Here is a 24,144-nt window from a genome sequence, read left to right as displayed (position 1 = left end):
TGAATAATGAACATGGACGAACTTGAAGGTGCGCTCAGAAGGGCCCGTAAGCTGATTGATGAGGCTGAGACGGTTACAGTCTACAGCCACACGGACTGTGATGGTATAACAGCGGCAACCATCCTCAGCAAACTCCTTGATGGCCTCGGGAAGGAACATGAGATCAATATAATAAACATCAATGAGGTCCCTGAGGTTGAACATGGCCCGGATCTAACAGTTTTCAGTGACCTTGGATCCGGACAGATGGTCCATGAAAACATGAAAAGGAACTCCCGTGTTTTAATACTAGACCACCACCCCCCCGTGCGGAAGAGGAACTTTGAACCTCCACGGGGTGAGCTCCTTGAAATAAATCCCATCTTCTATGGAATGGATGGTTCAACCAGCATCTCAGGTGGGGGACTATCATATCTACTTGCAAGGCAGTTCGGATACACTGATCTCAGCTGGATGGGGCTCCTTGCCGCAGTGGGTGACATGCAGAACATCAGGACCGGTAAGATGGTTGGGGCTAACCGGGTGATCCTGGAGGACAGCATAAGGGAGGGTGCAGTTGAGTGCTGCAGTGACCTTACAATCTACGGTAGACACACCAGGTCCATCGTAAGTGCCCTCTCATACTTCGGGGATGTCACCCTGCCAACAACAAACAATACCAACGAGTGCATAGCAAGGCTTAAGAACCTTGGCATACCCCTGAAAAACGATGAAACCCAGAGGAGGCTCTGTGACCTTACAGATGACGAGAAAAGGAAACTCTTCAACGAGATATACCGTATGATGGTCAACGAGGTCCCCAGAAGGTACCATAAATACCTCCCCAAGCTCATACTTGGTGAGGTCTACGAGTTAAGATCAGAGGAGAGGTACACGGTATTCAGGGACCTATCCGAGTTCTCAACCGCAGTAAACGCGTGTAACCGGAACTCAAGGTGGAAGCTTGCAATGGATATCATCGGGGGTGATCGCCATGAAAAACTGGAGGAACTTGAGGGTGTCCTCAGGGAACACCGCGCCTACCTGGCGGTTACCCTCGACCGGATAATGGACGAGGAACTCATAAGGGATATGGATAACCTCCAGTACTTCCATGCCCCAGAGGTGAAAACTGCAGTGGTGGGTACGGTTGCGGGTATGCTCCTGGGTTACGGTGACTGGAGGAGGCCCATGGTAGGGCTTGCTGAAACCGGTGATGGGCTCAAGGTTTCACTTAGGTGCTCCCGCCTCCTGGCATTTGACGGCATACACTTCGGTTCAACCATGCAGAGGGTGGCGGAGAAGGTGGGGGGTAGCGGTGGTGGTCATGCCACTGCCTGCGGAGCATATATACCGGCTGAAAATGAGGGAGAATTCCTCAGACTCCTTAACAGGGCCATAGAAAAGGTGAAGGTGAATTGATGAAGGCTTTCAGAAAGAAGGGAGAACTTACACGTTTCCAGGTGCTGAGTGAGATAGCGTGGCGTCAGCCCTATGTGAGGCAACGGGATATAGCAGATGAACTGGGAATAACGGTCCAGGCAGTGTCTGAGAACATAAAGAGCCTCATAGCAGAGGGCCTTGTGGAGGCAGGAAGTGGAAGGTCCCACTACAAGATAACCCGGAGGGGTGGTGAGAAGCTCAAGAGTGCTGCTGTGAGCCTCAGGCAATACGCCGATGAGGTCCTGGAGTACATGAGTTCCTACAAGTCCATCTGGCCAGCCATCGCCTGGGAGGACCTCAACGCAGGTGATGAGGTCGAACTGTTCATGGACGACGGCGTCCTCTACGCCCGGAGGAGGACCAACGGGGAAGCCCACGCCACAGTCATGAAAAGTGCCTCAGAGGGCGAGGACGTGGCCCTCACAGAACTCAGCGGCACCATACCTCTCCAGAGGGGAAAGGTGACCATCGCGGTTCTCCCGGGGATATCCGAGGGCGGTTCAGGGGCAGCGGACCTTGAAAGGATAAGGGAACTCGCCCATGGTCAGGACAGGATAGGTATAATGGGGACAGTTTCAAGGGCCGCAGCGACCAGGTTAAACTTAAATGTTGATTTTGAATTTGCAACCCCCCATGCTGCCCTTGCAGCCGCAAAGAGGGGTCTGAATGTCCTCGTACTTGCAGTTGGTAAGATGAGCAGAAGCATAACAAAGAAACTGGAAGATGAGGGCATAGAGTACTCGGTTGAGGATGTCAGGGTTAAGGGGGAGTAGACCCCAGCCCGACATGGTTGAATATTCCGCTCAGAGGGAGTAGACCTCCTCTGGTGGGACCATCCGGATCCCGGCATCCCTCAGGGCCCCTTCAAGGGCATCCAGATCCTCTGTACTCATGAAGAGTATCGCCTTATCCTTTTTTTCATGGACAAATGCGTATATGTAGTCAAGGTTCAGGTCATAGTCCTTGAGGACCCCAAGGATTGATGCAAGGCCCCCTGGTCTGTCATCCATCTCAACTGCGACAACATCCTTCAGCTTAACAACAAAGCCGCTATTCTCAAGCACATCTGCCGCGCGTTCAGGTTCAGGTACTATGAGCCTGAGTATCCCGAATTCTGATGTATCTGCAAGTGATAGGGCCCTCAGGTTTATATCTGCCTCTGCAAGTGTACTCAGTGCCTTCCAGAGCCTTCCCTTCTTGTTTTCAAGAAATATTGATATCTGCTTAACCCTCATGGTATCACCATAAATTTAAAGGTTCCTCTTATCTATCACCCTTACTGCCTTCCCCTCACTCCTTGGTATCGTGCCTGGTTCAACCAGGGTCACCTTAACCCTGAGGCCTATCTCGTTTTCTATGAACTCCTCGATCCGGTCCCTGGTCTCTACCATCTGCCGGATGTCATCTGAGAAGAGTTCAGGGGAGGTCTCCACCCTCACCTCAAGTTCATCCATGAGGTGGGGCCTTGTCACTATTATCTGGTAGTGGGGCTCAATACCCTCTATGCGGAGGAGCGCCTTCTCTATCTGGGATGGGAACACTGAAACTCCCCTGACCTTGAGCATGTCATCGACCCTGCCTGTGATCTTTGAGATCCTTGCAAGGGTCCTGCCGCAGCCACATGGCCCATAATCTATTGAGGTTATATCCTTTGTCCTGAACCTTATAACCGGCATCCCCACCCTTGTGAGGGTTGTGAGTACCAGCTCCCCCCTTTCACCTGGGCCGACCCTTTCACAGTTCTTATCTATGATCTCAGGGTAGAAGTGGTCCTCTGCAATGTGGAGGCCATTCTTCTCACTGCACTCCATTGCAACCCCTGGGCCCATGATTTCGGTGAGGCCGTATATGTTGAAGGCCGGTGCATTGAATCTCCTCTCTATCTCGGCCCTCATCTCCTCTGTCCACATCTCAGCCCCAAATCCTATGGCCTTTAACTGGGATTCGGCAGGGTCAAAGCCCTCCTCAGCTGCAACCTCAGAGAGGTAGAGGCCATAGGAGGGGGTGAATATCATGACCGTTGTCCCGAAGTCCTTCATTATCTCTATCTGCCTTCTTGTCTGTCCGGTTGAGATGGGGATAACGGTAGCCCCGATCTTCTGGGCACCGTAGTGGACCCCGAATCCCCCTGTAAAGAGCCCATAGCCATGGGTGTTCTGGATGACGTCATCCTCTGTGAGGCCCATCATTGTGAGGCCCCTGGCCATGACCTCACTCCATATCTCTATGTCCTCCCTGGTGTACCCTGAGACAACGGGTTTTCCTGTGGTCCCTGAGGATGTGTGGACCTCCACTATCTCCTTCCTGGGGACAGCGAACATCCCGAAGGGGTAGACCTTTCGGAGGTCATCCTTGGTGGTGTAGGGTAACCTTGTGATGTCGTCCAGGGACTCTATGTCCTCCGGGTACACGCCCTCCTTCTCGAAGGCCTCATGGTAGTAGGGTACGTTTTCATATGCCCTCCTTACTGTGTCCTGAAGCCTTTTAAGCTGAAGTTCCTCCAGTTCCTCCCTGCTTATGCATTCCATTTCCCTGTTCCAGATCATCTGAATCATTCCCGAATCAGTGTAACTCTTAGATGTTTATGGTGATTTAAAAATAAATGTTATGCATCACTGGAATGCTACCTGGGAGTTAGAATAAAAGGTTCTTAAAAAATTAATGGAGTTAGAAGAGGTCATCGAAGCGTTTTTCAACCTCTTTCCAGTTTACGATGTTCCAGAATGCCTCAACGTAGTCGGGTCTCACGTTCCTGTAGTCAATGTAGTAGGCGTGTTCCCATACATCCAGGACCATGAGGATCCTGAAGTGGGGTATCACGTTGACGTTGTGCTTTTCAACCTGCATTATGAATAGCCTGTCGGTCCTCTGGCAGTAGGTGAGGACAGCCCATCCTGAGCCCTCCGCGCTCACAGCAGCCTGAGAAAACTCTTTTTTAAAGCGTTGAAAGCTTCCGAAGTCCTTCTCTATGTACTCTGCAAGCCGCCCGTCTGGTTCCCCACCGCATTCATCTGCGGGTCCCATGTTACCCCAGAAGAATAGGTGCAGGACGTAGCCCCCCACGTGGAATGAGAGTTCCTTGAGGGCCGCCTTGATGTCAACTTCTTCGCCATTCTCCCGGGCATCGTCGAGTTTTCTGAGGACGCCATTGGCCCCATCCACGTAGGCCTGATGGTGCTTCTCATGGTGTATCCTCAGCTGCTCCTCTGATATGTATGGTTCAAGGGCATCGTAGGGGTATGGGAGTTCAGGGAGTTCATAGAATTTTTTCTCCATCTAATCACCACTTGCGCTGCGGTGGCAGAGCCACCAGTCGTAGCATTCGTATTCCTCTTTCCTTTTCCTGGCGGTTTCAATATCAGATGCCGGTGGGACTATCACATGGTCACCGATGAGCTGGTTATCGGGCCAGTTTGCAGGTGCAGCCACACCCTCGGCATCTATGACCCTGAAGGCGCGTATCATCCTCACGATCTCAGGGATGTTCCTTCCAAGTTCCTGTGGATAGTAGAGTATCGCCCTGATTATCCCCTCAGGGTCAACCACGAATACCGCCCTCACCGTGTTTGTGGGCCTCGCCGGGTGTATGAGTCCAAGGGTATCCGCGACTCTCCCTGTATCCGCTATCACAGGAAACTCGATTTCGGTATCAAGGTTCTCCTCTATCCATTCGATCCACTTGATGTGTGAGAATACCTGGTCAACACTGAGGCCCACAAGTTCACAGTCAAGTTCCCTCAGTTCAGGGTAGACCTCCTGGAACGCCACGAACTCTGTTGTGCAGACAGGTGTGAAGTCTGCAGGGTGGCTGAAGAGTATGAACCATCTTCCCTTGAATTCAGCCGGGAGTTTCATCAGCCCGTGGGTTGTCTGGACCTCCATTTCAGGGAATTTATCCCCTATGAGGGGCATGCCGCGCCCCTTCTTCTTCACCTTTCTGAGTTCGTATACCTTCTCCCCCATAAATTATCCCCCCTTTTCATTTGCTGGTGGGTTGTAAACCCTCTTTCCAAGTTCCGCGTCGAGCATAAGAAGGCCGCTTGGTGAATCCGATGCAAGGCGCACCTTCTGGAGCACTGAACCCGCTGATTCCTCCTCCTCAACCTGTTCTGCCACGAACCACTGGAGGAAATTGTTGGTTGCATGGTCCCTCTCTGAGATTGCAAGGTCAACGAGGTCATTTATGAGTCCTGTGACCTTCCTCTCATGTTCCAGGACATGCTTGGATACCTCCAGTGGGGACTCCCACTCGAATGGTGGTTTCTCTATCTCCTCAAGCACGACCCTTGCACCCCTCTGGACAAGGTAGTCGTAGAACTTCATTGCGTGTGCAAGTTCCTCCTGGGCCTGAACACGCATCCAGTTTGCAAATCCCGGGAGGTCAGAGGCCTCATAGTAGGCTGCCATTGAAAGATAGAGGTATGCTGAGTAGAGTTCAGCGTTGAGCTGCCTGTTGAGGGCCTCCTGCATCCTTTCACTTACCATTTAATTCACCCCCTATTTCCTTTATCTGAATGGCAAGTTCATCTATCCTCTGAAGGTCCTCCTCACGTGGAAGGCCCTTCACAAGGACTGGTTCAAGGTACTCCACGTTCAGGTTGGATAGCAGACCCTTGACCTCGGATTCAATGAGTGTCCCCCACCCGTAGGATCCCATCAGTGCAATGTGCTTCAGCGGGGGTCTCAGTGCATTCACAAGGTAGAGTGCCGATGCAACTGCCGGGTGGGGCCTTGTGAGCACCGTGGGTGATGCGACAACCAGGACCAAGGCATCCACGAGTTCCGTGAGGAATTCCCCGGTATCGGACTCTGCAACGTTGATGGGTCTTACACTCACACCAAGTTCCATGAGTTTCTCTGTGAGTCTCTCAACCATGATCTCCGTGCTTCTGTGCATGGTGGTGTATGCGATCACCGTTTTACTGCCCCCAGAGGTCCATCTCCTGTATGCATCGATTATGAGGTCAGGTATGGATACCAGTGGGCCATGGGATGGTGCTATGAGTGATATGTCAAGGTCCGAGATCTTCCTGAGGTTGGATGTGACCATCTGGCTGAAGGGCATCATGATATGGGCGTAGTACCTCTTGGCCTCCCGCAGGAAACCCTCAGGCACCTCCATGATGTCCGATGTTGCAAGGTGTGATCCAAAGAAGTCGCAGGTGAAGAGTATGCGCTCCTCCTCAAGGTAGGTTACCATGGTGTCGGGCCAGTGCACCCAGGGTGTTACAATGAATCTCAGCGTCCTGTCACCTAGGGAGAGTGTCTCACCATCCTCAATTGCCCTGAAGTTTCCATCGATCCTTAGAAGTTCCCTGAGGAGTTCAATGCAGGCAGGTGTCCCCAGGACCTCTGCGTCAGGGTACATGTCAAGGAGTTCCGGGATTGTGCCTGAGTGGTCCTGTTCTGCGTGCTGGGAGATTATGTAGTGGATTTCAGTTTCCATCTCCCTTATGATCCCCAAGAATTCACTGCTCTTTGAGGGCTCTGCAGAATCAATGAGTGCCGTGGCACTGCTTCCAGAGACGATGTATGAGTTGTAGCTTGTGCCCCGTGGGAGGGCTACAAGCTCATCAAAGGTCCTCCGGTCCCAGTCAATGATACCGGTGTAGTAAACCCCATCTGCAATTTTTCTGGCTTTCATTTAATCCATCTTCTTGAACTGGTCCTTTCCAACGCCACATACAGGGCATACCCAGTCGTCGGGGAGGTCCTCAAACGCTGTTCCGGGTTCTATCCCTGATGTGGGGTCTCCCTCTTCAGGGTCGTAGATGTATCCGCACATCTGGCAGACGTATTTGTCCATTTATTCACCTCTCAGTCCAGTGGTTTGAACATCTTCTTCTTTGCACCGCATGACGGGCACCTCCATGTCTCAGGGAGGTCCTCAAACGGTGTTCCTGGTGGTGTGTCTGTCCTTGGTTCGCCCTTCTCAGGGTCGTAGATGTATCCACAAACCCTGCATTTGTATCTTTTCAAGTTTAACACCTTTCTCTTCAATTTAGGGACACTATATTATTATTACTCTTTAAATATTTAAAATTATCTATGAAGTTTCCATGAAAACCTTTAAATCATCAAATTGCCTTCTTGAGGGGAGACCCATCAAGAGGTCAGAGAAACAAAATAAATTGCTGAACAGTAACATGGTTTAAAAATTCAGTGAAAAAATCCTTCTAATATTTTGGCTAAATTTAAAGGTTTCTAAAAAACTTTAATAGTTCCCAAAACGATATTATACATTGTACCAAAGGTACGGGCAAGACTTAGAGTTGATTTAATGAAAAGATATCTTCCTTTAATTTTACTGGGTCTTATTGCGATAGCCTTTTCTGGCACGGCCAGTGCAGTGGATATCTATGTTAATTCCACTGGGGGGGATGACAACAATGACGGACTCTCATGGGCAGCAGCAAAGGCCACCATAAAGAATGCAACTGGATCGGCCGCAGACAATGACGTTATATGGCTTGCAGACGGCGAATACACCGGCCCAAATAACCGGGGTGTGACCCTCAACAAGAACCTGACAATCACCGGTCAGACAAAAGAGGGTACCGTCATAAAACTTGAAGGAAACCCGTCCTTATTCACAATCACAAAGAACCTAAAACTATCAAACCTCACAATCAGAAACGCCTACTCAACCACCTCTGGGCCAGTACATATATCCAATGCAAACCTAAAAATCGAAAACTGCCTACTCCTAAACAACACAGCAGTTTCAGGTGGAGCAGTACATGCAGAGTTCTCCACAGTAACGATAGAAAACAGCGCACTAAACAACAACACAGCAACCTACGGAGGAGCAATGAGCGCGGACTCTTTCTCTACAGTAACGATAGAAAACAGCGCACTAAACAACAACACAGCAACCCATGGAGGAGCAATATACTCATATATTTACTCCACATTAACAATAAGAAACAGCACACTAAACAACAACACAGCAACCCATGGAGGAGCAATATGCACACATTCCACCACCACAGTAACGATAGAGAACAGCGCACTAAACAATAATACAGCAACAAAGTTGGAAGGATGCGGGGGGGCAATACGCACATATTACTACTCCAAATTAACAATAAGAAACAGCACACTAAACAACAACACAGCACCCATTGGAGGAGCAATATTCGCCACCTATTTCTCTACAGTACCGATAGAGAACAGCGCACTAAACAACAACACAGCAACCTTTTTGGGAGAAGGAGGTGGAGGGGGAGCAATACACACATATTACTACTCCAAATTAACAATAAGAAACAGCACACTAAACAACAACACAGCAACCTATGGAGGAGCAGTACTGGCATTTTGCTCCACAGTAACGATAGAGAACAGCACACTAAACAACAACACAGCACCAAAGTGGGGAGGAGTAATATACGCAAGTTCCTCCAATCTAACGATATATAACAGCACACTAAACAACAACACAGCAACCTACATAGAAGAAGAAGGAGGTGGAGGGGCAATATACGCAAGTTCCTCCAATCTAACGATATATAACAGCACACTAAACAACAACACAGCAACCCTTGGAGGAGCAATACACGCATATGACTCAACGGTAACAATAACGAACACCACACTCACCAATAACACAGCATCCCTTGCTGGGGCAATACTTGTGCGTGATTGCCCGGCGCCAGCCAGAATCATGTTCTGCCGGATATTCAACAACCCGGACCGGACAGATCTAAATGTCTACGCAGATAATACTGTGGATGCCCGATTCAACTGGTGGGGCTCCAACACCCCAGACTTCTCAATCCTTGTCTCAGGAAGTGTAACATACAACCCATGGATCGTCCTGAGCATCAATGCCAACCCTGGCACAGTCCTGATAGGTGGAACCTCACAGATAACCGCGGACCTCCACCACGACAGTGACGGAGCACTGCATGATCCATCTGAAGGCCTAGTTCCCTACACAGGTCCCGCAAACTTCTCCACAACCCCCGGCTCGATAGAAGACACAAACTTCACAGATGGCACAGCCACCTCAACACTAACCGACCTAAATACCAAGGGTGTTGCCACGGTATGTGCCAAAGTTGACAACGAAACACTAAACACCACAGTCACAGTCCTGAAACCAGCCACATTCGCACTAACCAACTTAACAGTCACACCCACAACCGGAACAACACCACTCAACATCAGAATAAAAGCCATGATCACCAACACAGGAGACTTTGCAGGCGATTACACAGCAACCCTCAAGGTAAACCAGAGATCCATACAAAACCAGACAACCACCCTAAACCCCGGAGAAACAAAAACAATCGAATTCACACTAACAATCACCCAACCAGGAACCTACAATGTAACCATCGGCACACTCCCACCTAAACTGGTAACTGCAGGTATAACAATAAACCAGCTTGCAGGAACTGCAAATTCTGTCATAAAATACTATGCACGCTATAAAAGACTCCCATCCTCAGTGACAATCTCAGGAAAAAAATTCACAATGGCACAGCTCCTGGACCTCCTTGTGCGTGCAACCATCCAGATCAACGCAGGCAACCTGAAACCACTCAGCACACGAACCGTAGGCTACACAGGCTCAACAGGAACCACCAGATCAATCAGACTCTCAAAATCACTTTACATATCCACAGCAATCACCATAAGAAACTCAATAAACAGATACACAACGGCACCCAAATACGCAACAACCAGTTATGGGAAAATACCCTTCACAAGACTCGTTTACCTCTACAGTAAAGTCCTGGGATTTTATGGAAGTTACAGGAAACTCCCCAGCTACGTGAGTATCTAAAAAACCCCCATTTTACATTTTTATCATGAAAATAAATAAGAAAATGTTAATTTTTTCAGTCAAAATACTTCATCCTCACCACATTGAAGCCCACAACACACCCAACAAAACCCATCCTCACATAAGGACTTACAGGGGCATAAACCGCAACTGCAAGTATAAGCACACCCACAACAGTATGGGTTAACAGGTTCTTCCAGTCCGTAAGGTACTCCCGGATTCCTCTAAACACCCTTCTCAACATAACACCTCATACATCGAAATACTATATATCAAATTTTGATATATCATATAATGATATACCCTTTATATATACCTTTCGGTGAGCGAAAAAGGAAGGTTTATTTAACAAGTAGTACCGGTACCTCAACCGTCTTGAGGGTGGTCTCGGCCACACTGCCCATCAGAAGCTTCTCAAAACCTGAACGCCCATGGGATGCGATAACCACGAGATCCGCCCCTGTCTTCTCAGAGATCTTCTTCATATCATGCGCCGGGCTCCCAAATACCAGGACCTCATCCACCTGGACACCGGCCTCCCTGCCCTTCCTCTGCACAGCCGCCAGGATCTCCTTTCCCTCATCCTCAAGGACATCGAAGGGGTAGATCAGCTTTTCATCGATAACATGCACAGCAACAACCACGGACCCTAGACGCCCTGCAAGTTCAATGGCAAGATCCTCTGCCTTTGCTGCATACTCTGAACCATCGGTTGGGACCATTATCCTCTCAAACATCACAAACCACCTATTCAATCCGCCTCACATGATCCCCCACAACAAACACTGTGCCGCCCACATGGAGGACTGGCTTAACCAATTCAACATCAAGGAGCCCATCCCTTATGCATCCAGAGCAGACCGATGCATTCACAACTGAGCCCACTATGAGGTTGTGGTCGCCAACCTCACACATCCGGAGGAGTTCACATTCAAGGTGCGCGACCGCCTCGGCTATCCTTGGGGGCTTAACCCTCTTCGATGGAATCCAGTTAAGACCGGCGGCCTCAAGTTCATTCTCACCCGCCGGGAGATCCCTGGCGGTTATCCACATCTCATCAATTATATCCACCGGCGTTATGTTAAGTACAAACTCATGGGTGTCCTCAACATTCACTGCTGTGTGGTGGTCCGGTGCAGATGCAAACGCCACAATTGGGGGGTCAATTGACACCGGCATGGTGAAGGAAAATGGGGCCGCATTTATATTCCCCTCCCCATCCACCGTTGTTACAATGACGGTCGGCCTTGGAGTAAGTATTCTGTGTGCATTCTCAATGGGAAAATTCTCAAATTCCACCTATATCACCCCTTAACCCTCTGAAGGTATTTTGCATGGCTCCTTTCAACAAACTCGTTGCAGAGGCCATCTGGTTCACCGTCCATTACAAGACGGCCGTCCTCAACCATCACAGCCCTTGTGCTGAGCTCCCTTATGAAATCCACATGGTGGCTCACCATGATTATGGTTGTCCCGAACTCCATGTTAATCCTCTTGAGGGAATTTGAAACCATCCTGAGTGTTATGGGGTCAAGGTCCCCGAACGGCTCATCAAGGACGAGGACATCGGGCCTTGATGCAAGGACAAGGGCAAGGGTCGCCCTCACCCGCTCACCACCTGAGAGCTCATAGGATCTCCTGTCAAGTATGTCCATGGGGAGGTCCAGGGCCCTGAATATGGGCTCAGCGTACTTTTTAACCTCACTGTCAGGGAAACTAGGGAAGAGTTCCTCAAGTATCTCAGGTGAGAGGCCAAGTTTCTCAAGCCTGTAGCGGGCCTCTGTTTCAGGAAGATCCGTGAGCTGGTAGAGCACATCAAGGACCATATCACTTATCCCAAGCTCCTCGGCCCTCTTCCTTGCCTCTGCAACGACATGTTCACCCTTCACACCGAGTCTTGAGGCTATCTGGCTCCTTATGGTGGCGTGATGTAAAAGGGCAAACTCCTGATGCATGAAACCCATCTTCCTCCTTACACCCATCCTTTTAACGCCAGGTTCATGCATGTTAACCCATTCACTGTTGAGCCTGAACTCCACCGTACCCTCATCAGGAAGGTCCAGTCCACCGATCATCCGGAGGAGCACCGTTTTGCCGGCCCCACTGGGCCCTATTATGGATACTATCTCACCCTCCCTGATATCAAGGTTAACATCCCTCATCTCAAGGACTGCCCCGCCCTTGAGGAGTACAAACCTCTTGGACAGGTCCCTGACCCTGAGGATCTCCCTCTCTGAGCTGGGGGGTGTGTAGTCAACCGGGGGCTCAATGTCCCTCATGAACCTCTCTATAATCCTCTTTGGTTCCCCCTCATCAACGATGCGCCCGTCCTCCATGAGAACCAGACGGTCTGCAAGGTACTTGTGGACTTCAGGCAGGTGTGAGACCAGCACCACCGTGACACCCAGTTCCCTGTTGATGTTCTTTATGGCATCCAGTATCTCCTGCTTTGTCCCAGGGCATGACATGGTTGCGGGTTCATCAAGAAGGAGTACCCTGGGTTTTTTTGCAAGTTGCCTGGCCATTATGAGCCTCTGCTTCTCGCCACCGCTGAGGACAGGTGCAAAGTGCTCGGCCTTGTGGTCGAGTCCAACCACCCTTAGGAGTTCCATTGCCTCTTCACCGAATTCATCATAGGCGAAGTCAAAGTCCGTCATGGACTCGTCACCATATTTTGCAGCGTACAGCTTCCTTATGACATTCTGAAGGGCGGTCTCCGACCAGAGACCAAATGACCTCTGGAGGTGAATCGCAGTCTTCTTTTTGAGCTTTGAGAAGTAGTACTGTCCTGAATCAGCCTCAACGGTTACATCATCCAGGGTTATCCTCCCTGAATCAAAGGGTTCAACACCCCTCAGGATCCTCAGAAGTGTCGTCTTACCTGAACCGCTCATTCCAAGTATTCCCAGTATTTCTCCCTCAGAAACCTCAAGGTTAACATCAGAAAGTGCCCTGAATTCATCTCCATTCTCAAGTTTATAGGTCTTTGTCAGGTTCTCCACCCTTATCATTGCATCACCGCAACCATTCCTTCAAGGTTCAATGGATACCAGCTCATGGCAGTGCCTGAAAAACTGCCAGCGGAAATTTCAATCGTTACAGCAACGTGCTGCCATGAATATATACTAGAACCACTATAGTTCTAATAGTTTTACTGACATAATAACCTTTATGCGGTGATATGAATGAGGGGATTGCTGGTTGGAAGGATGCAGCCATTCCACCGGGGACACCTCCAGGTTATAAAGAGGGTGCTCGGGGAGGTTGATGAACTCATAATATGTATCGGAAGCGCCCAGCTGAGCCACAGCCTCAGGGACCCCTTCACCGCCGGTGAGAGGGTGATGATGCTGACCAAGGCACTCAGCGAGAACGGTATCCCCGCATCAAGCTACTACATCATACCCGTCCAGGACATAGAGTGCAACGCCCTCTGGGTTGCACATATAAAGATGCTGACACCCCCATTTGACAGGGTATACAGTGGAAACCCCCTTGTCCAGCGGCTCTTCAGTGAGGACGGCTATGAGGTGACTGCACCCCCCCTTTTCTACAGGGACAGGTACTCAGGGACAGAGGTGAGGCGGAGGATGCTGGATGATGGTGACTGGCGCTCACTCCTTCCAGACTCGGTGGTTGAGGTTATAGAGGAAATAAATGGTGTTGAAAGAATAAAACACCTTGCAAAAAAGGAAGTTAGTGAACTGGTGTAGGTGTCAGAAATGATGGTCATGGTGACAGATGAAAAGGAGGCCTTCAGAATGGATGACCTCCTTGAACATGTGAAGAAGAGCCCCTACCTTGATGAATGCGGAGCAGTGTTCACCTTTGAGGGTATCGTCCGTGGTGTTGATGATGAGAGGACAGAGAAACTTGTACTTACAACACCTGACATTGAAAAGGCCCAGAGGGAACTGGAGGGGATAGTGGAGGATGTGATGGAGAAGTACCCTGTGAGGGACGTGGCAGTTGTGCACTACGTTGGGGAGTTCTACGTATCAGAGACCCTTTTCATGGTGGCGGTTGCAGGACCCCACCGCGGGGAAACCCTTGAGGCCCTCAAAGAGATAATCGAGAGGACAAAATATGAAATAGACTTCAAAAAGGAGGAGTACACCACCAGCGGCAGGAACGTTATCATGTCAGGCGGCTAGGAGTCTTAAAATGAAATTCATAAGGGACAGCGTCCACGGTAACCTGAAACTCACCGAATTTGAGGTGAGGGTTGTTGACACACCCCAGTTTCAGCGACTCAGGAGGATAAAGCAGCTGGGATTCACAAATCTGATATACCCCGGGGCAAACCATTCAAGGTTTGAACACTCCATAGGTGCCATGTACCTGGCATCCAGGCTGGCAGAGCACCTCAACCTTGGACCTGAAAAGAAGAGTATACTGAGGCTCTGCGCCCTCCTCCATGATGTGGGTCACGGTCCATTCTCCCATGTATCAGAGGGTGTTCTTGAAAGGTCCCATGAGAGCCTCACAAGGGAACTCATAAGGGAATCTGTGCTCGGTGAGATAATATCAGAGGAGTTCGACCTTGAACAGGTTATGAGGATACTGAGGGGTGAGGGTGTCCTTGGACAGGCAATCAACGGGGAGCTTGACGTTGACAGGATGGATTACCTGCTGCGGGACTCCCACTACACAGGGGTGGCCTACGGTATAATAGACGTTGAAAGGCTGATATACAATATGAAGATGGAGAACGACCTTGTCCTTGACAGGAAGGGTGTTCAGGCCGCAGAGTCTGCCCTGCTTGCAAGGTACTTCATGTATCCCAGCGTCTACCAGCACCACACCACGAGGATCGTGAACTCCATGTTCAGGAGGTGCCTCAGGAGCCTCATATCTGAGGGGGTGCTTGATGAGTCCAGGATATACCGGTATGACGACATGGACCTCATCGTAATGTGCAGAAATCAGGATGGACTTGCAGGGGATATGATACGGAGACTGGATAACCGTGACCTCCTCAAGACCGTGGACTCTGTGAAACTCAATGAACTAGAGGACCCCCACAGGGTATTCAGGATCACAGATGCTGAGATAAGAAAGGCCGAGAGGGAAATTGCAGAGGATATGGACCTGGACCCTGATTATGTTGTGGTTAACCTTCCCGAGTACCCTGCATTTGATGAGATGAGGACCCAGGTTTCTGTGGGGGACTCCATCGTGAACCTGAGCCATATATCAAGTCTGGTGGGGGCGCTGAAGGAGGCAAGGTTCAACCATGCAGATATCTGTGTCTACGTGCCACGTGAATCCGCTGCGGCATTCAGGGAATTCAGCCTCCACGACTACATGGATCTCCCTGAGAGAAGACCATCACACCCCAGGCAGCTCCGCCTCACGGTACCTGATTACCTTAAATTCCGATAAATAACACCCTATCATGGCGGATAACAAAATAAAACCCTCCAAGTACCTCAATCAGATAAATTCTCATCAAAAAAGAAATGATCATCCATAAAACACTCAGAAGTGATTCAGATGATAATACTGGCAATGACAGGTGCAAGTGGCGTTATCTACGGGGATAGAATACTCAGGGCCCTGAAGGACGCTGGGGAAAATGTTGGACTCATGATAACCGATACTGCACGTGATATAATCAGATACGAACTTGGAAGAGACCCTGAAACCCTGGAGGAGATGGCTGATGAGTGCTTTGATTCTGATGACTTCACATCAGCAGTTAACAGTGGCTCCTCCAGTTTCAGTGCCATGGTCATAGCGCCGTGCACAATGAAGACCCTATCAGCGATAGCCAACGGATATGCAGGCAATGCACTCACAAGGGCCGCTGACGTGTGTCTCAAGGAGAGGCGTAAACTCGTCCTTGTGCCAAGGGAAACACCTCTTAGAAGCGTGCACCTTGAGAACATGCTGAGGGTTTCAAGGGAGGGGGGTATAATACTCCCTGCCATGCCCGGATTCTACCACAGACCATCATCAATAGAGGAAATCGCCGACTTCATAGCTGGTAAGGTGCTCGACGTCCTGGGGATAGAGAATGAACTCTTCAGAAGGTGGAGCGGTGAGGACATGGAAAGGCCTTAAAGCCGGTACTTCATGTTCACAATGCACTTATTCACAGAAAAGTGAGGATATAAAAAGGCCTTAAAGTGAGTGTAACGGTGGTGTGAGTTGATACCTGACCATGAATTCATAAAGAATCCCTCTGTACCGGGACCAACAGCCATGGAGGTTAGGTGCCTACTTATGTGCCTTGCAGATCCCGGGAAAGGGGACACCGCAGTTGATGTGGGGTGTGGAACCGGTGGAGTGACCCTTGAACTTTCAAGGAGGGCTGGAAGGGTCTATGCAATCGACAAAAGCCCCGATGCAATTTCAACAACGGAGATGAACCTTAAAAAGCATGGGCTGGGGGATAACGTCACCCTTATATGTAGTGATGCGGTGGAAGCTCTCTCTGAAATTGATGCGCTGGACATTGCTGTAATCGGGGGAAGTGGCGGTAGACTTGGGGAAATACTTGAAATGGTTACAGATAAGCTTACAGATGGTGGAAGGATCCTTATAACCGCAATACTCCTTGAGACAAGGTGCGAGGCCGTTAAGTACCTGAAGGAGCTTGGATTCGACGTGAACATAACCGAACTGAGCATAACAAGGGGCCGTGTACTTGAAAGGGGGACCATGATGGTTTCAAAGAATCCCATCGCAGTTGTTTACACGGATAATTCAGATTAAGATTCTCAGGTGATGATATGAACTCAAGGCTAAACTGGAAATTCAGGGTGGGGATTCTGCTTGTACTTGTATCAGCCTCCATCTACCTTCTCCTATACTTCATATTCCATAAGCCAGAGACTGAACTATTCTATATCGGTATAGACCTTGCATTTGTGCCCCTGGAAATTCTTATAGTGGTTATAATCGTGGAGGCCGCCATATCCCGGCGTGAACTTGTTGAGAGACTCGAAAAACTCAACATGGTCGTGGGGGCGTTCTTCAGTGAGGTGGGCACCGAATTCCTTAAGAGGGTATCCACCTTCGAGTCAAATACAGATAGAATTGCATCAAAACTTAAGATAGATGCATCATGGAGCCCAGATGACTTTAAGGGAATGCTCAGTGAGATAAGGGGATGCGAATTTGATTTTGAGCTGGGGTCCCCTGAAAGTGTTGAACTCCTCAAGTACCTCAAAGTTTTCCTAACGTCCCGTAGGAAGTTTCTACTGGGGCTTCTTGAAAACCCCAATCTACTTGAGCATGAAAGCTTCACAGACATGCTCTGGGCGGTCTTTCATCTCATGGAGGAACTTGAGGCAAGAGAGGACCTCTCATCTCTACCTCCCACAGACTATGATCACCTGGCCGGTGACCTCCAGAGGGCCTACTCTGCCGTTGTTTCTGAGTGGCTGGGATACATGGAACACCTCAGTGAAAACTACCCCTACCTCTTCTCACTTGCCGTGAGGAAGAACCCCTTCAACAGGGACGCGAGGGTGGAAATTCTTGAGTGATGATTTCAGTACACTGGAGAATTTTACCTAAAGGAGGCCCCATAAAGAGGAATATAAGGAGACATATTCATTCATATTTTAATTTAAATTTTTAATAATGCCTTGTTTTGAAAATAAAATCGTATAACTTATATATTATGACGGAGAGATTATAAAAAAACTCCAATGGTTGGTATCCATGGAACGTTTGACCCTTGAGCAGTATAGGGAAATGGTTAATGAGATAATTGAATTCAAGAATCTGTACGGGTCTTTACCGGAATATGCCCTCGTCGATGGGAAGAAAATCCACAAAGAACACTACATCGACATGATCGAGAGGGTAAATAAGTTTGTTCTTGAGATGGGAAGAAATCCGCGCACAGTTGATATCAGATCCTGAGGTCCTCCGGTCGGTTGAAGTTCCTGAAACTCCGAAGGGTTGGATCCAGACTGATAGCGTCTAGGCGGCAGGATTCAATGGAGTCAAGGAGAACCCTAACTCTCCTTTCATTTTTGGCGAGCAGACCCTTTATATGGTCCCTTATTTTTACCGAGTAGATTGAGTGTAGCGGCTCGGGTAGACCATCCCTGCAGGGTACAATGGCATCACACCTATCCCCCATCACCCTGAAGGCATCCTTCATATTCAGGAGAAATTCCAGGGTAACAAGGGGGGAGTCACAGGGGAGAAAGAGGGCCGCAGAACCTGATATTCTTCCAAGTGCAGTGAATATACCCCCCAGCGGGCCGACACCCGGCACCTCATCTGTGAGGACTCTGATACTGGAATCAAGAAGATCCCTGTAATTACAAGCCTGGCTACTGTCACGGAAGACCACGGCCACCTCACTGAAATATTCCAGCAACCTATCTGTTATTATCTCAATGAATGTCCTTCCATCCATCACAAGAAGGCCCTTATCTGATCCCATCCTCCTGCCCATTCCCCCGCAGAGGACCACAGCGGACTTCAGTTCACGGTTCTTCATTGATCTGAAATTACAGAAAAAAATGATTTATTTGAGGGTGGGGTAGTTTGGGCTTTCATTGGTTATGAGGAGGTCGTGGGGGTGGCTCTCCTTGATACCGCTTGAGGTTATCCTCACAAGCTTTGCCTTCTCCTTCATCTCACCGAGATCTGCGGCGCCGCAGTATCCCATTGAGGCCCTGAGACCTCCGATTAACTGGAACAGGACCTCGCTCACCGTTCCCTTATAGGGGACAACGCCCTCAACACCCTCAGGGACGACCTTGGTGTGTTTCATGTGTCCCTTGGGCTCCTGGAAGTACCTGTCTGTCCCGGCACCTATGCCGCCTGTCATTGCACCCAGGGACCCCATGCCACGGTACTGCTTGTACTTACGGCCATTCATAACAACAACGTCCCCCGGGGCCTCATAGGTACCTGCAAGCAGGTTTCCGAGCATGACACAGTCCGCCCCAACTGCCACTGCCTTTGCAATATCCCCTGAGTACCTTATACCACCATCGGCGATCACAGGAACATCGTACTCTGCTGCCACATCAGCCACCTCGGCTATGGCGGTGAGCTGCGGCACGCCCACACCTGCAATTATCCTTGTGGTGCACATTGACCCGGGACCTATACCAACCTTGAGGCCATCAACGTCCTGTGCGATGAGGTCCTCTGCAGCCTCCCTGGTTGCGATGTTACCCACTATGAGGTCCGCGTCTATCTCCCTCTTCATTTTCCCGGCGCTCTTAACAAGGTTCATGTTGTGTCCGTGGGCGCTGTCGATTGCCAGTATATCTGCCCCTGCCTCGTCAAGCGCATGGGCCCTTTCAAGGTCAAATGGCCCTGTGGCTGCTGCAACCATGAGGTAACCTTCACTGTCCCTTGATGCGTTGGGGTACCTCTTCCTCTCAAGTATGTCCTTCATGGTGAGTATACCAACGATCTTCCCGTCCTTCACAACAGGGAGCCTTTCAACCTTGTTCTCGTAGGCTATGTCAAGGGCCTCTGATGGGGTCACCGATTCATCAACAGTGACGACATCCCTTGTCATCACCTGGTCAACCTTTCTGTCGGCCTCGGAGTTGAATATGGGCTCAATGTCCCTCCGGCTTATTATACCTATGAGTATTCCATCCTCAACCACGGGCAGCCCGCTGATCTCCTCCTGATCCATTATCTCATGGGCCTCCCTGAGGGTGGAGTCCGGTGATATGGTTATAACATCCCTTATGGTGAGGTCACCGGACCTCTTGACCTTCTTGACCTGCTCCACCTGGTCCTTGATGCTCATGTTCCTGTGGATAACACCCATTCCGCCCTCCTGGGCCATTGCGATGGCCATCTCATACTCTGTAACGGTGTCCATCGCAGAGCTTATTATGGGTATCTTGAGCCTGATATTTCTTGAGACCCTTCCAGATGTCTCCACATCCTTCGGTTCCACATATGATGCCTGGGGAAGAAGGAGAAAATCATCAAATGTGTAACCGGTTTCTGCTTCCTTCAACTTTTTCGTGTACATTATTAACCACCTGAGAGGCCGCCAGGGTTATTTTAGAAGCTTTCTATCAGTTCCTTGAGTTCTCTCACAGCTGTCCTGTGGATTCTGCCAGTGTTGCGGTCTCCGCCAACACATGCGGCACCCCTTATGCCGACCACATCACATCCAATATCATGCAGTGGTTTGAGGTGCTCCCTTCCAACGGACCCTGCAAGGGCGGATTTCAGTCCATGGTCCCTGGTTTCTGAGACAAATGATTCCAGCTGCTCCATGTCCATGAAATCAAACAGTGACTTACCATCCTTCACAGCGGTGTCAAGCATTGCAAGATCAGCCCCTGAATCTGCAGCAACACGTGGTATCTCCATTGGGTCCACTGCACCCACACGGTGGGCGTCGGCGTAGCCGGCTGCAACGACGATTGCGTCGGATTCATCCTTAACTGCCCTCACAACGTTCTTCATGACATCAACCGCCTCTTCGTAGTTCTTTGTCCCGTAGAGGCCGACCTTTATGTAGTCTGCACCTGATACGAGGGCCCCCATGGCTGCCAGCGCCACTGTCCCTGGCTTGTAGGGCACATCACCTAGGGTGGCGCTCACAAGCATCTCATCGGGTGTCATCTCCCTGACCCGGCGGATAACCCAGGGAAAGTTGGCCCCGAGAGATCCCTCACGGGGGTTCTTAACGTCAACTATGTCTGCACCGCCTTCTATGGCTTCAAGTGCCTCCTCTGTGTTAATTGGACTTATCAATAGAAGCAAACCAATAACCTCCTGGTAAAAATTATGGAATGATATCCCAAGAAACATTACATGATAATTTTTTTAATTTATCTAGAACAGCACCCTTTTATACCTTTCTTTTCAGAGTGGTGAACCCCTTCTTTTTATCCTCTCAGCCACCCTCAGATGTGACCTGTGGTAGAGGCCTGCGGCATTGCACTCTCCCCTTAGCCTCTCCATGAGCGAGGCTGTTGGCGTTCCCACCGGGCACTTCTCTGTGCAGAGGCCACAGAGGGTGCACATGTAGAGTCCTGATTCAACTGCTGTTTCTCTATCTGCAAGGAAGGAACTCATAACAACGCCCCTGCCCCCAAGGTACCCCCTGTACCCGAACCTGTTCCCAACAGCATTGTAAACCGGGCAGCTCACTATGCAGCTACCGCAGCCTATGCAGAGGAGGGCCTCAGGGTAAGCTGAGGATCTGCCATTATCCACCGCAACTGCAATTACCCTTGACGCCCCGTACATGCCCCTGAGGAGCATCTTTTCTATATCCGCGGTCTTTGATGGTCCGGAGATCACATTGATGTAGGAGGGAACCCCTGTACCTGTCGCATAGGCGGTCTCGAGTTTCACAACCGACACTGCATCCTCTATTTCAGGTACAAACTTATCTATCCCGAATACTAGTATGTGGGTGTCCATGAGGGATAACCTTCCCACATTACCCTCATTGTGGACTATCACAGCCGCTCCATCATGTGCTGCCACGGAATTTGCCCCTGTCACTCCCGTGGTGCAGGATTCGATCTTACTGAGAATATCCTCCCTTACAGCCGCCATTATCTCATAGGGATCATCTGAAATATCAACCCCCAGCTTATCCCTTACTATCTCAGCTATTTCAGAAACTCCCAGGTGAAGTGCAGGTCCAACGGGATGTGCGGGTTTCTTAATTCCGGCAAGCTGAAGTATTCGATCCCCAAGATCTGTCTCAATAACCTTCACACCTTTTTTTCGGAGATAATCGGAAAGGCCTATCTCAGAGAGGGTGTTGGATTTGGACTTTGCAACAGGACCCCCATCAAGTGACTCATGAATTATCCTGCAGGCCTCATCTGAATCTTCTGCAAGGTGAAATTCAACACCGTTGTCCCTGAAGCGTCTCTGTGCCTCTGACAGGAGCTCCTCCGTTTTTTCAACTGCCAGCTTACGTATCCCCGCCACCCTATCTCTCAGCCCATCAAGTTCTGGAGTGTCCAGGAGTCCAGTACGCCTCTCGTCAAGTTTGTTGAAGGATATCCTCATCTGACGGATTTCATCATCGTTCAACCTTTATCCTCCCTGATAATTTCAGATAGAAGCTCTGTTATGTCCATTACCCTCATGGAGGTGGATTCAAGGTTCAGGCGGCAGAATGGGCAGGATGTGCAGAGTATATCTGCCCCGGTCCTCTCAGCCTCATCTATGCGTGATGATGCAACCCTGGTTGATATGTCCCTATGGGCTGACCTCAAGCCACCCCCAGCCCCACAGCACCTTGAGTCCCTCCCATGGTGTTCCATCTCCCTGAAATCTGTAAACACCTTTAAAATCTCCCTGGTGGCGTCCTTCTCGTCTGTGTGCCTTGATAGGTGACATGGGTCATGGTATGTCACCCTCAGGGCGGTTTTATCAAATTCAATGTCCCCTGCATCTACAAGGTCAAGGATAACCTGTGAGATGTGCTTTACCCCTATGCTGTAGCCCATCCTCCTGTAGTCCTCGTTGAGTGTCCGGTAACATCCAGCGCATGATACGATAACTTCCTTTCCCTGGAGCATTTTCCCTGTCCTCTTAATCTGTCTTTCAGCGTCCTTCAGAAATCCTGTTCTAAGGAGTACTGATCCACAGCAAGTTTCATCATCCATAACCCTGTATTCAAGCCCTGCTGCCTGGAGGATTTTCTCTGTGGCCTCTTCTATTGCTGTGAGCCTCTCCCTTGCAAGACATCCCCTGAAATAGATAACCATGATATTAGTTATACCAACGATTCTATTAATATGTTGGAGTTTTCAGGAACTGGTTGTTAGAAGTAGGTGCTGCCATCTCAAAGAAAAGATCAAATGCTACCTGTAACCTCTCTCAGGATTTCCTCAAGTTTTTTCCCGATTGTATCTGCACTGTAATCCCTGAAAACATCTGCTGCCTCCTTTGTGAGTCTTCCGTGGAGTTCATTGTCAGATAAAAGGGTTCTGAGCTTATCAGTCAGGTCTCTCCAGTTACAGGGTTCAAAGAAGAGTCCACCCATCTCCCTGCTTGCCTCCATTACAGGCGGTATCCTGGAAGCCACGAAGGGTGTCCCGCAGCCCATTGCCTCCACAACGACTATGCCGAAACCCTCAACCACGCTTGGAAGGCAGAAGACCCAGGACTCCGCTATAACCCTCAGGACATCTTCATGTTTCTCCACGAACCCAAGAAATTCAACCCTATCCTCCACTCCCAGTTCAGCTGCAATGTCCTGGAGCTCCCCCTCCAGTGGACCCGTACCTATTATCCTGCACTTCAGATCAGGAAACTCTTCTGCGAGAACTGAAACCGCCCTTATGAGGTCCCCCACTCTCTTGTATTCAACGAGCCTTGAAACGCATGCAATGGATGGGCTGGGGGTTTTCTCAACCAGCGGCGGACTGAAGTCCACCATGTTGTGGACGACTGAGACCCTCTGCCAGGGGTACCTCTCAAGTATCTTCCTGGCGGTGTATTCTGACACCGCTATCATCCTGTCGAACCTCCTTGAGAGGGTGTATCTTTCAAGTATCTCACCGAGTATTCCTGAAAAACCAATGTTTCTGAGCCACTCACCGATCCAGACATCATGGTAACGTGCCAGGGCCTTCGCATTCGTTTTCCCTGCTATCATCCAGGCCACAGGATGTGTTATGAAATTGTACCCTATAACAGCGTCAGGTTCAAGTTTCAGGCCCTCCCTGTAGGCCGACAGCATGAATGAGAGCCTCTCACCTATGGAGCCTGCCTGAACATAGGACCTCATGGGACCGCAGCAGATGACATCCATGTTTCCGCTGGTGTATCCATCAGGATTTTCAGGCGTCCTGGAGGTTAGAACCGTCACATCATGCTTCTCTGACAATTTAAGGGCCTCGTTGAATGCACAGGCCTCTGCACCGCCCCTTATGTCGAGTTTCTTACCTGCTGGAAAGTACTCTGTCACGATACATATTCTCATATCGATCACTGAATTG

Annotated in this window: 28 protein-coding genes; 10 read left to right on the top strand and 18 right to left on the bottom strand. The window is 49.8% G+C overall.

Features of this window, described 5'->3' with window-relative positions; translation table 11 throughout:
* The first annotated feature begins 6 nt into the window (after positions 1–6).
* Entirely contained in the window at positions 7–1,401 is a 1,395-nt protein-coding gene (gene recJ / locus MTBMA_RS03025) for a single-stranded-DNA-specific exonuclease RecJ (RefSeq protein WP_013295434.1), read from the top strand.
* Complete coding sequence (locus tag MTBMA_RS03020; protein ID WP_013295433.1) at positions 1,401–2,195, top strand: DUF7839 domain-containing protein; 795 nt, start codon at positions 1,401–1,403, stop codon at positions 2,193–2,195. Before recJ ends, MTBMA_RS03020 begins: the two co-directional genes overlap by 1 nt.
* A gap of 30 nt (positions 2,196–2,225) precedes the next feature.
* Here the strand turns inward: MTBMA_RS03020 and MTBMA_RS03015 are convergent, their stop codons facing one another.
* The 8 genes from MTBMA_RS03015 to MTBMA_RS02980 all read right to left on the bottom strand — a co-directional run bounded on the left by MTBMA_RS03015 (position 2,226) and on the right by MTBMA_RS02980 (position 7,401).
* Complete coding sequence (locus MTBMA_RS03015; protein WP_013295432.1) at positions 2,226–2,657, bottom strand: ACT domain-containing protein; 432 nt, start codon at positions 2,655–2,657, stop codon at positions 2,226–2,228.
* Positions 2,658–2,672: 15 nt separating this feature from the next.
* Positions 2,673–3,968, bottom strand: coding sequence for a phenylacetate--CoA ligase family protein (locus tag MTBMA_RS03010; protein WP_013295431.1), 1,296 nt, complete (start codon positions 3,966–3,968; stop codon positions 2,673–2,675).
* Positions 3,969–4,089: 121 nt separating this feature from the next.
* A complete protein-coding gene (locus MTBMA_RS03005) occupies positions 4,090–4,698 on the bottom strand; it encodes a superoxide dismutase (protein WP_013295430.1) in 609 nt (202 codons plus the stop codon).
* A complete protein-coding gene (locus MTBMA_RS03000; RefSeq protein WP_013295429.1) occupies positions 4,699–5,385 on the bottom strand; it encodes a peroxiredoxin in 687 nt (228 codons plus the stop codon).
* A 3-nt stretch (positions 5,386–5,388) separates the two neighbouring features.
* A complete protein-coding gene (locus MTBMA_RS02995; protein WP_013295428.1) occupies positions 5,389–5,907 on the bottom strand; it encodes a ferritin in 519 nt (172 codons plus the stop codon).
* On the bottom strand, positions 5,897–7,066 hold the full coding sequence (locus tag MTBMA_RS02990) for an FprA family A-type flavoprotein (RefSeq protein WP_013295427.1): 1,170 nt from the start codon (positions 7,064–7,066) through the stop codon (positions 5,897–5,899). Before MTBMA_RS02990 ends, MTBMA_RS02995 begins: the two co-directional genes overlap by 11 nt.
* Complete coding sequence (gene rd, locus MTBMA_RS02985; RefSeq protein WP_013295426.1) at positions 7,067–7,228, bottom strand: rubredoxin; 162 nt, start codon at positions 7,226–7,228, stop codon at positions 7,067–7,069.
* 11 nt (positions 7,229–7,239) lie between these two features.
* Positions 7,240–7,401 carry a rubredoxin gene (locus MTBMA_RS02980; RefSeq protein WP_013295425.1) on the bottom strand — a complete coding sequence of 54 codons (162 nt, stop codon included), beginning with the start codon at positions 7,399–7,401 and terminating at the stop codon, positions 7,240–7,242.
* Positions 7,402–7,702: 301 nt separating this feature from the next.
* On the opposite strand from MTBMA_RS02980, the gene MTBMA_RS02975 reads away from it, so the two are divergent.
* Positions 7,703–10,216 carry a pseudomurein-binding repeat-containing protein gene (locus MTBMA_RS02975; RefSeq protein WP_013295424.1) on the top strand — a complete coding sequence of 838 codons (2,514 nt, stop codon included), beginning with the start codon at positions 7,703–7,705 and terminating at the stop codon, positions 10,214–10,216.
* A gap of 55 nt (positions 10,217–10,271) precedes the next feature.
* Here MTBMA_RS02975 and MTBMA_RS02970 read toward each other — a convergent pair whose 3' ends face one another.
* The 4 genes from MTBMA_RS02970 to MTBMA_RS02955 all read right to left on the bottom strand — a co-directional run bounded on the left by MTBMA_RS02970 (position 10,272) and on the right by MTBMA_RS02955 (position 13,227).
* Complete coding sequence (locus MTBMA_RS02970; RefSeq protein ID WP_370005135.1) at positions 10,272–10,460, bottom strand: hypothetical protein; 189 nt, start codon at positions 10,458–10,460, stop codon at positions 10,272–10,274.
* A gap of 97 nt (positions 10,461–10,557) precedes the next feature.
* Positions 10,558–10,953, bottom strand: a complete 396-nt coding sequence (locus MTBMA_RS02965; RefSeq protein WP_013295422.1) for a universal stress protein — start codon at positions 10,951–10,953, stop codon at positions 10,558–10,560.
* Positions 10,954–10,963: 10 nt separating this feature from the next.
* Complete coding sequence (locus MTBMA_RS02960) at positions 10,964–11,515, bottom strand: flavin reductase family protein (RefSeq protein WP_013295421.1); 552 nt, start codon at positions 11,513–11,515, stop codon at positions 10,964–10,966.
* Positions 11,516–11,520: 5 nt separating this feature from the next.
* Positions 11,521–13,227 carry an ABC transporter ATP-binding protein gene (locus MTBMA_RS02955; RefSeq protein WP_013295420.1) on the bottom strand — a complete coding sequence of 569 codons (1,707 nt, stop codon included), beginning with the start codon at positions 13,225–13,227 and terminating at the stop codon, positions 11,521–11,523.
* A gap of 174 nt (positions 13,228–13,401) precedes the next feature.
* Here MTBMA_RS02955 and MTBMA_RS02950 point away from each other — a divergent pair, with 174 nt between their 5' ends.
* From MTBMA_RS02950 to MTBMA_RS02920, 7 genes are all read left to right on the top strand, one after another.
* Positions 13,402–13,929, top strand: coding sequence for a nicotinamide-nucleotide adenylyltransferase (locus tag MTBMA_RS02950; RefSeq protein ID WP_013295419.1), 528 nt, complete (start codon positions 13,402–13,404; stop codon positions 13,927–13,929).
* A 9-nt stretch (positions 13,930–13,938) separates the two neighbouring features.
* On the top strand, positions 13,939–14,370 hold the full coding sequence (locus MTBMA_RS02945) for a molybdenum cofactor biosynthesis protein MoaE (RefSeq protein WP_013295418.1): 432 nt from the start codon (positions 13,939–13,941) through the stop codon (positions 14,368–14,370).
* A gap of 10 nt (positions 14,371–14,380) precedes the next feature.
* A complete protein-coding gene (locus MTBMA_RS02940) occupies positions 14,381–15,601 on the top strand; it encodes an HD domain-containing protein (RefSeq protein WP_013295417.1) in 1,221 nt (406 codons plus the stop codon).
* Between the two features lie 111 nt (positions 15,602–15,712).
* Entirely contained in the window at positions 15,713–16,282 is a 570-nt protein-coding gene (locus tag MTBMA_RS02935; protein WP_013295416.1) for a UbiX family flavin prenyltransferase, read from the top strand.
* Between the two features lie 87 nt (positions 16,283–16,369).
* Positions 16,370–16,936, top strand: coding sequence for a precorrin-6Y C5,15-methyltransferase (decarboxylating) subunit CbiT (gene cbiT, locus MTBMA_RS02930; RefSeq protein ID WP_013295415.1), 567 nt, complete (start codon positions 16,370–16,372; stop codon positions 16,934–16,936).
* Positions 16,937–16,953: 17 nt separating this feature from the next.
* A complete protein-coding gene (locus tag MTBMA_RS02925; RefSeq protein ID WP_013295414.1) occupies positions 16,954–17,712 on the top strand; it encodes a hypothetical protein in 759 nt (252 codons plus the stop codon).
* Positions 17,713–17,890: 178 nt separating this feature from the next.
* Complete coding sequence (locus tag MTBMA_RS02920; protein ID WP_013295413.1) at positions 17,891–18,094, top strand: pseudomurein-binding repeat-containing protein; 204 nt, start codon at positions 17,891–17,893, stop codon at positions 18,092–18,094.
* On the opposite strand, the gene MTBMA_RS02915 is transcribed toward MTBMA_RS02920, so the two are convergent.
* The 6 genes from MTBMA_RS02915 to MTBMA_RS02890 all read right to left on the bottom strand — a co-directional run bounded on the left by MTBMA_RS02915 (position 18,084) and on the right by MTBMA_RS02890 (position 24,128).
* On the bottom strand, positions 18,084–18,683 hold the full coding sequence (locus MTBMA_RS02915) for a molybdenum cofactor guanylyltransferase (RefSeq protein ID WP_013295412.1): 600 nt from the start codon (positions 18,681–18,683) through the stop codon (positions 18,084–18,086). The genes MTBMA_RS02920 and MTBMA_RS02915 overlap by 11 nt on opposite strands.
* Positions 18,684–18,710: 27 nt before the next feature.
* The gene (guaB, locus tag MTBMA_RS02910) at positions 18,711–20,192 is read right to left on the bottom strand and encodes an IMP dehydrogenase (RefSeq protein WP_013295411.1); all 1,482 of its coding nucleotides are present in this window, start codon (positions 20,190–20,192) and stop codon (positions 18,711–18,713) included.
* A 32-nt stretch (positions 20,193–20,224) separates the two neighbouring features.
* Positions 20,225–20,935 carry a (5-formylfuran-3-yl)methyl phosphate synthase gene (locus MTBMA_RS02905; RefSeq protein ID WP_013295410.1) on the bottom strand — a complete coding sequence of 237 codons (711 nt, stop codon included), beginning with the start codon at positions 20,933–20,935 and terminating at the stop codon, positions 20,225–20,227.
* 102 nt (positions 20,936–21,037) lie between these two features.
* Positions 21,038–22,228: an LUD domain-containing protein gene (locus MTBMA_RS02900; RefSeq protein WP_013295409.1), complete on the bottom strand. Its 1,191-nt coding sequence runs from the start codon at positions 22,226–22,228 to the stop codon at positions 21,038–21,040.
* Entirely contained in the window at positions 22,225–22,908 is a 684-nt protein-coding gene (locus MTBMA_RS02895) for a (Fe-S)-binding protein (RefSeq protein WP_013295408.1), read from the bottom strand. The genes MTBMA_RS02900 and MTBMA_RS02895 overlap by 4 nt, the downstream gene beginning before the upstream one ends.
* 89 nt (positions 22,909–22,997) lie before the next feature.
* Entirely contained in the window at positions 22,998–24,128 is a 1,131-nt protein-coding gene (locus tag MTBMA_RS02890; protein WP_148215603.1) for a glycosyltransferase family 4 protein, read from the bottom strand.
* Between the last annotated feature and the right edge of the window lie 16 nt (positions 24,129–24,144).

This window comes from Methanothermobacter marburgensis str. Marburg, from assembly GCF_000145295.1.
GTDB lineage: Archaea > Methanobacteriota > Methanobacteria > Methanobacteriales > Methanothermobacteraceae > Methanothermobacter > Methanothermobacter marburgensis.
Note: the sequence above shows the minus strand (reverse complement) of the source record. Positions and strands in the feature narration are given on the sequence as shown.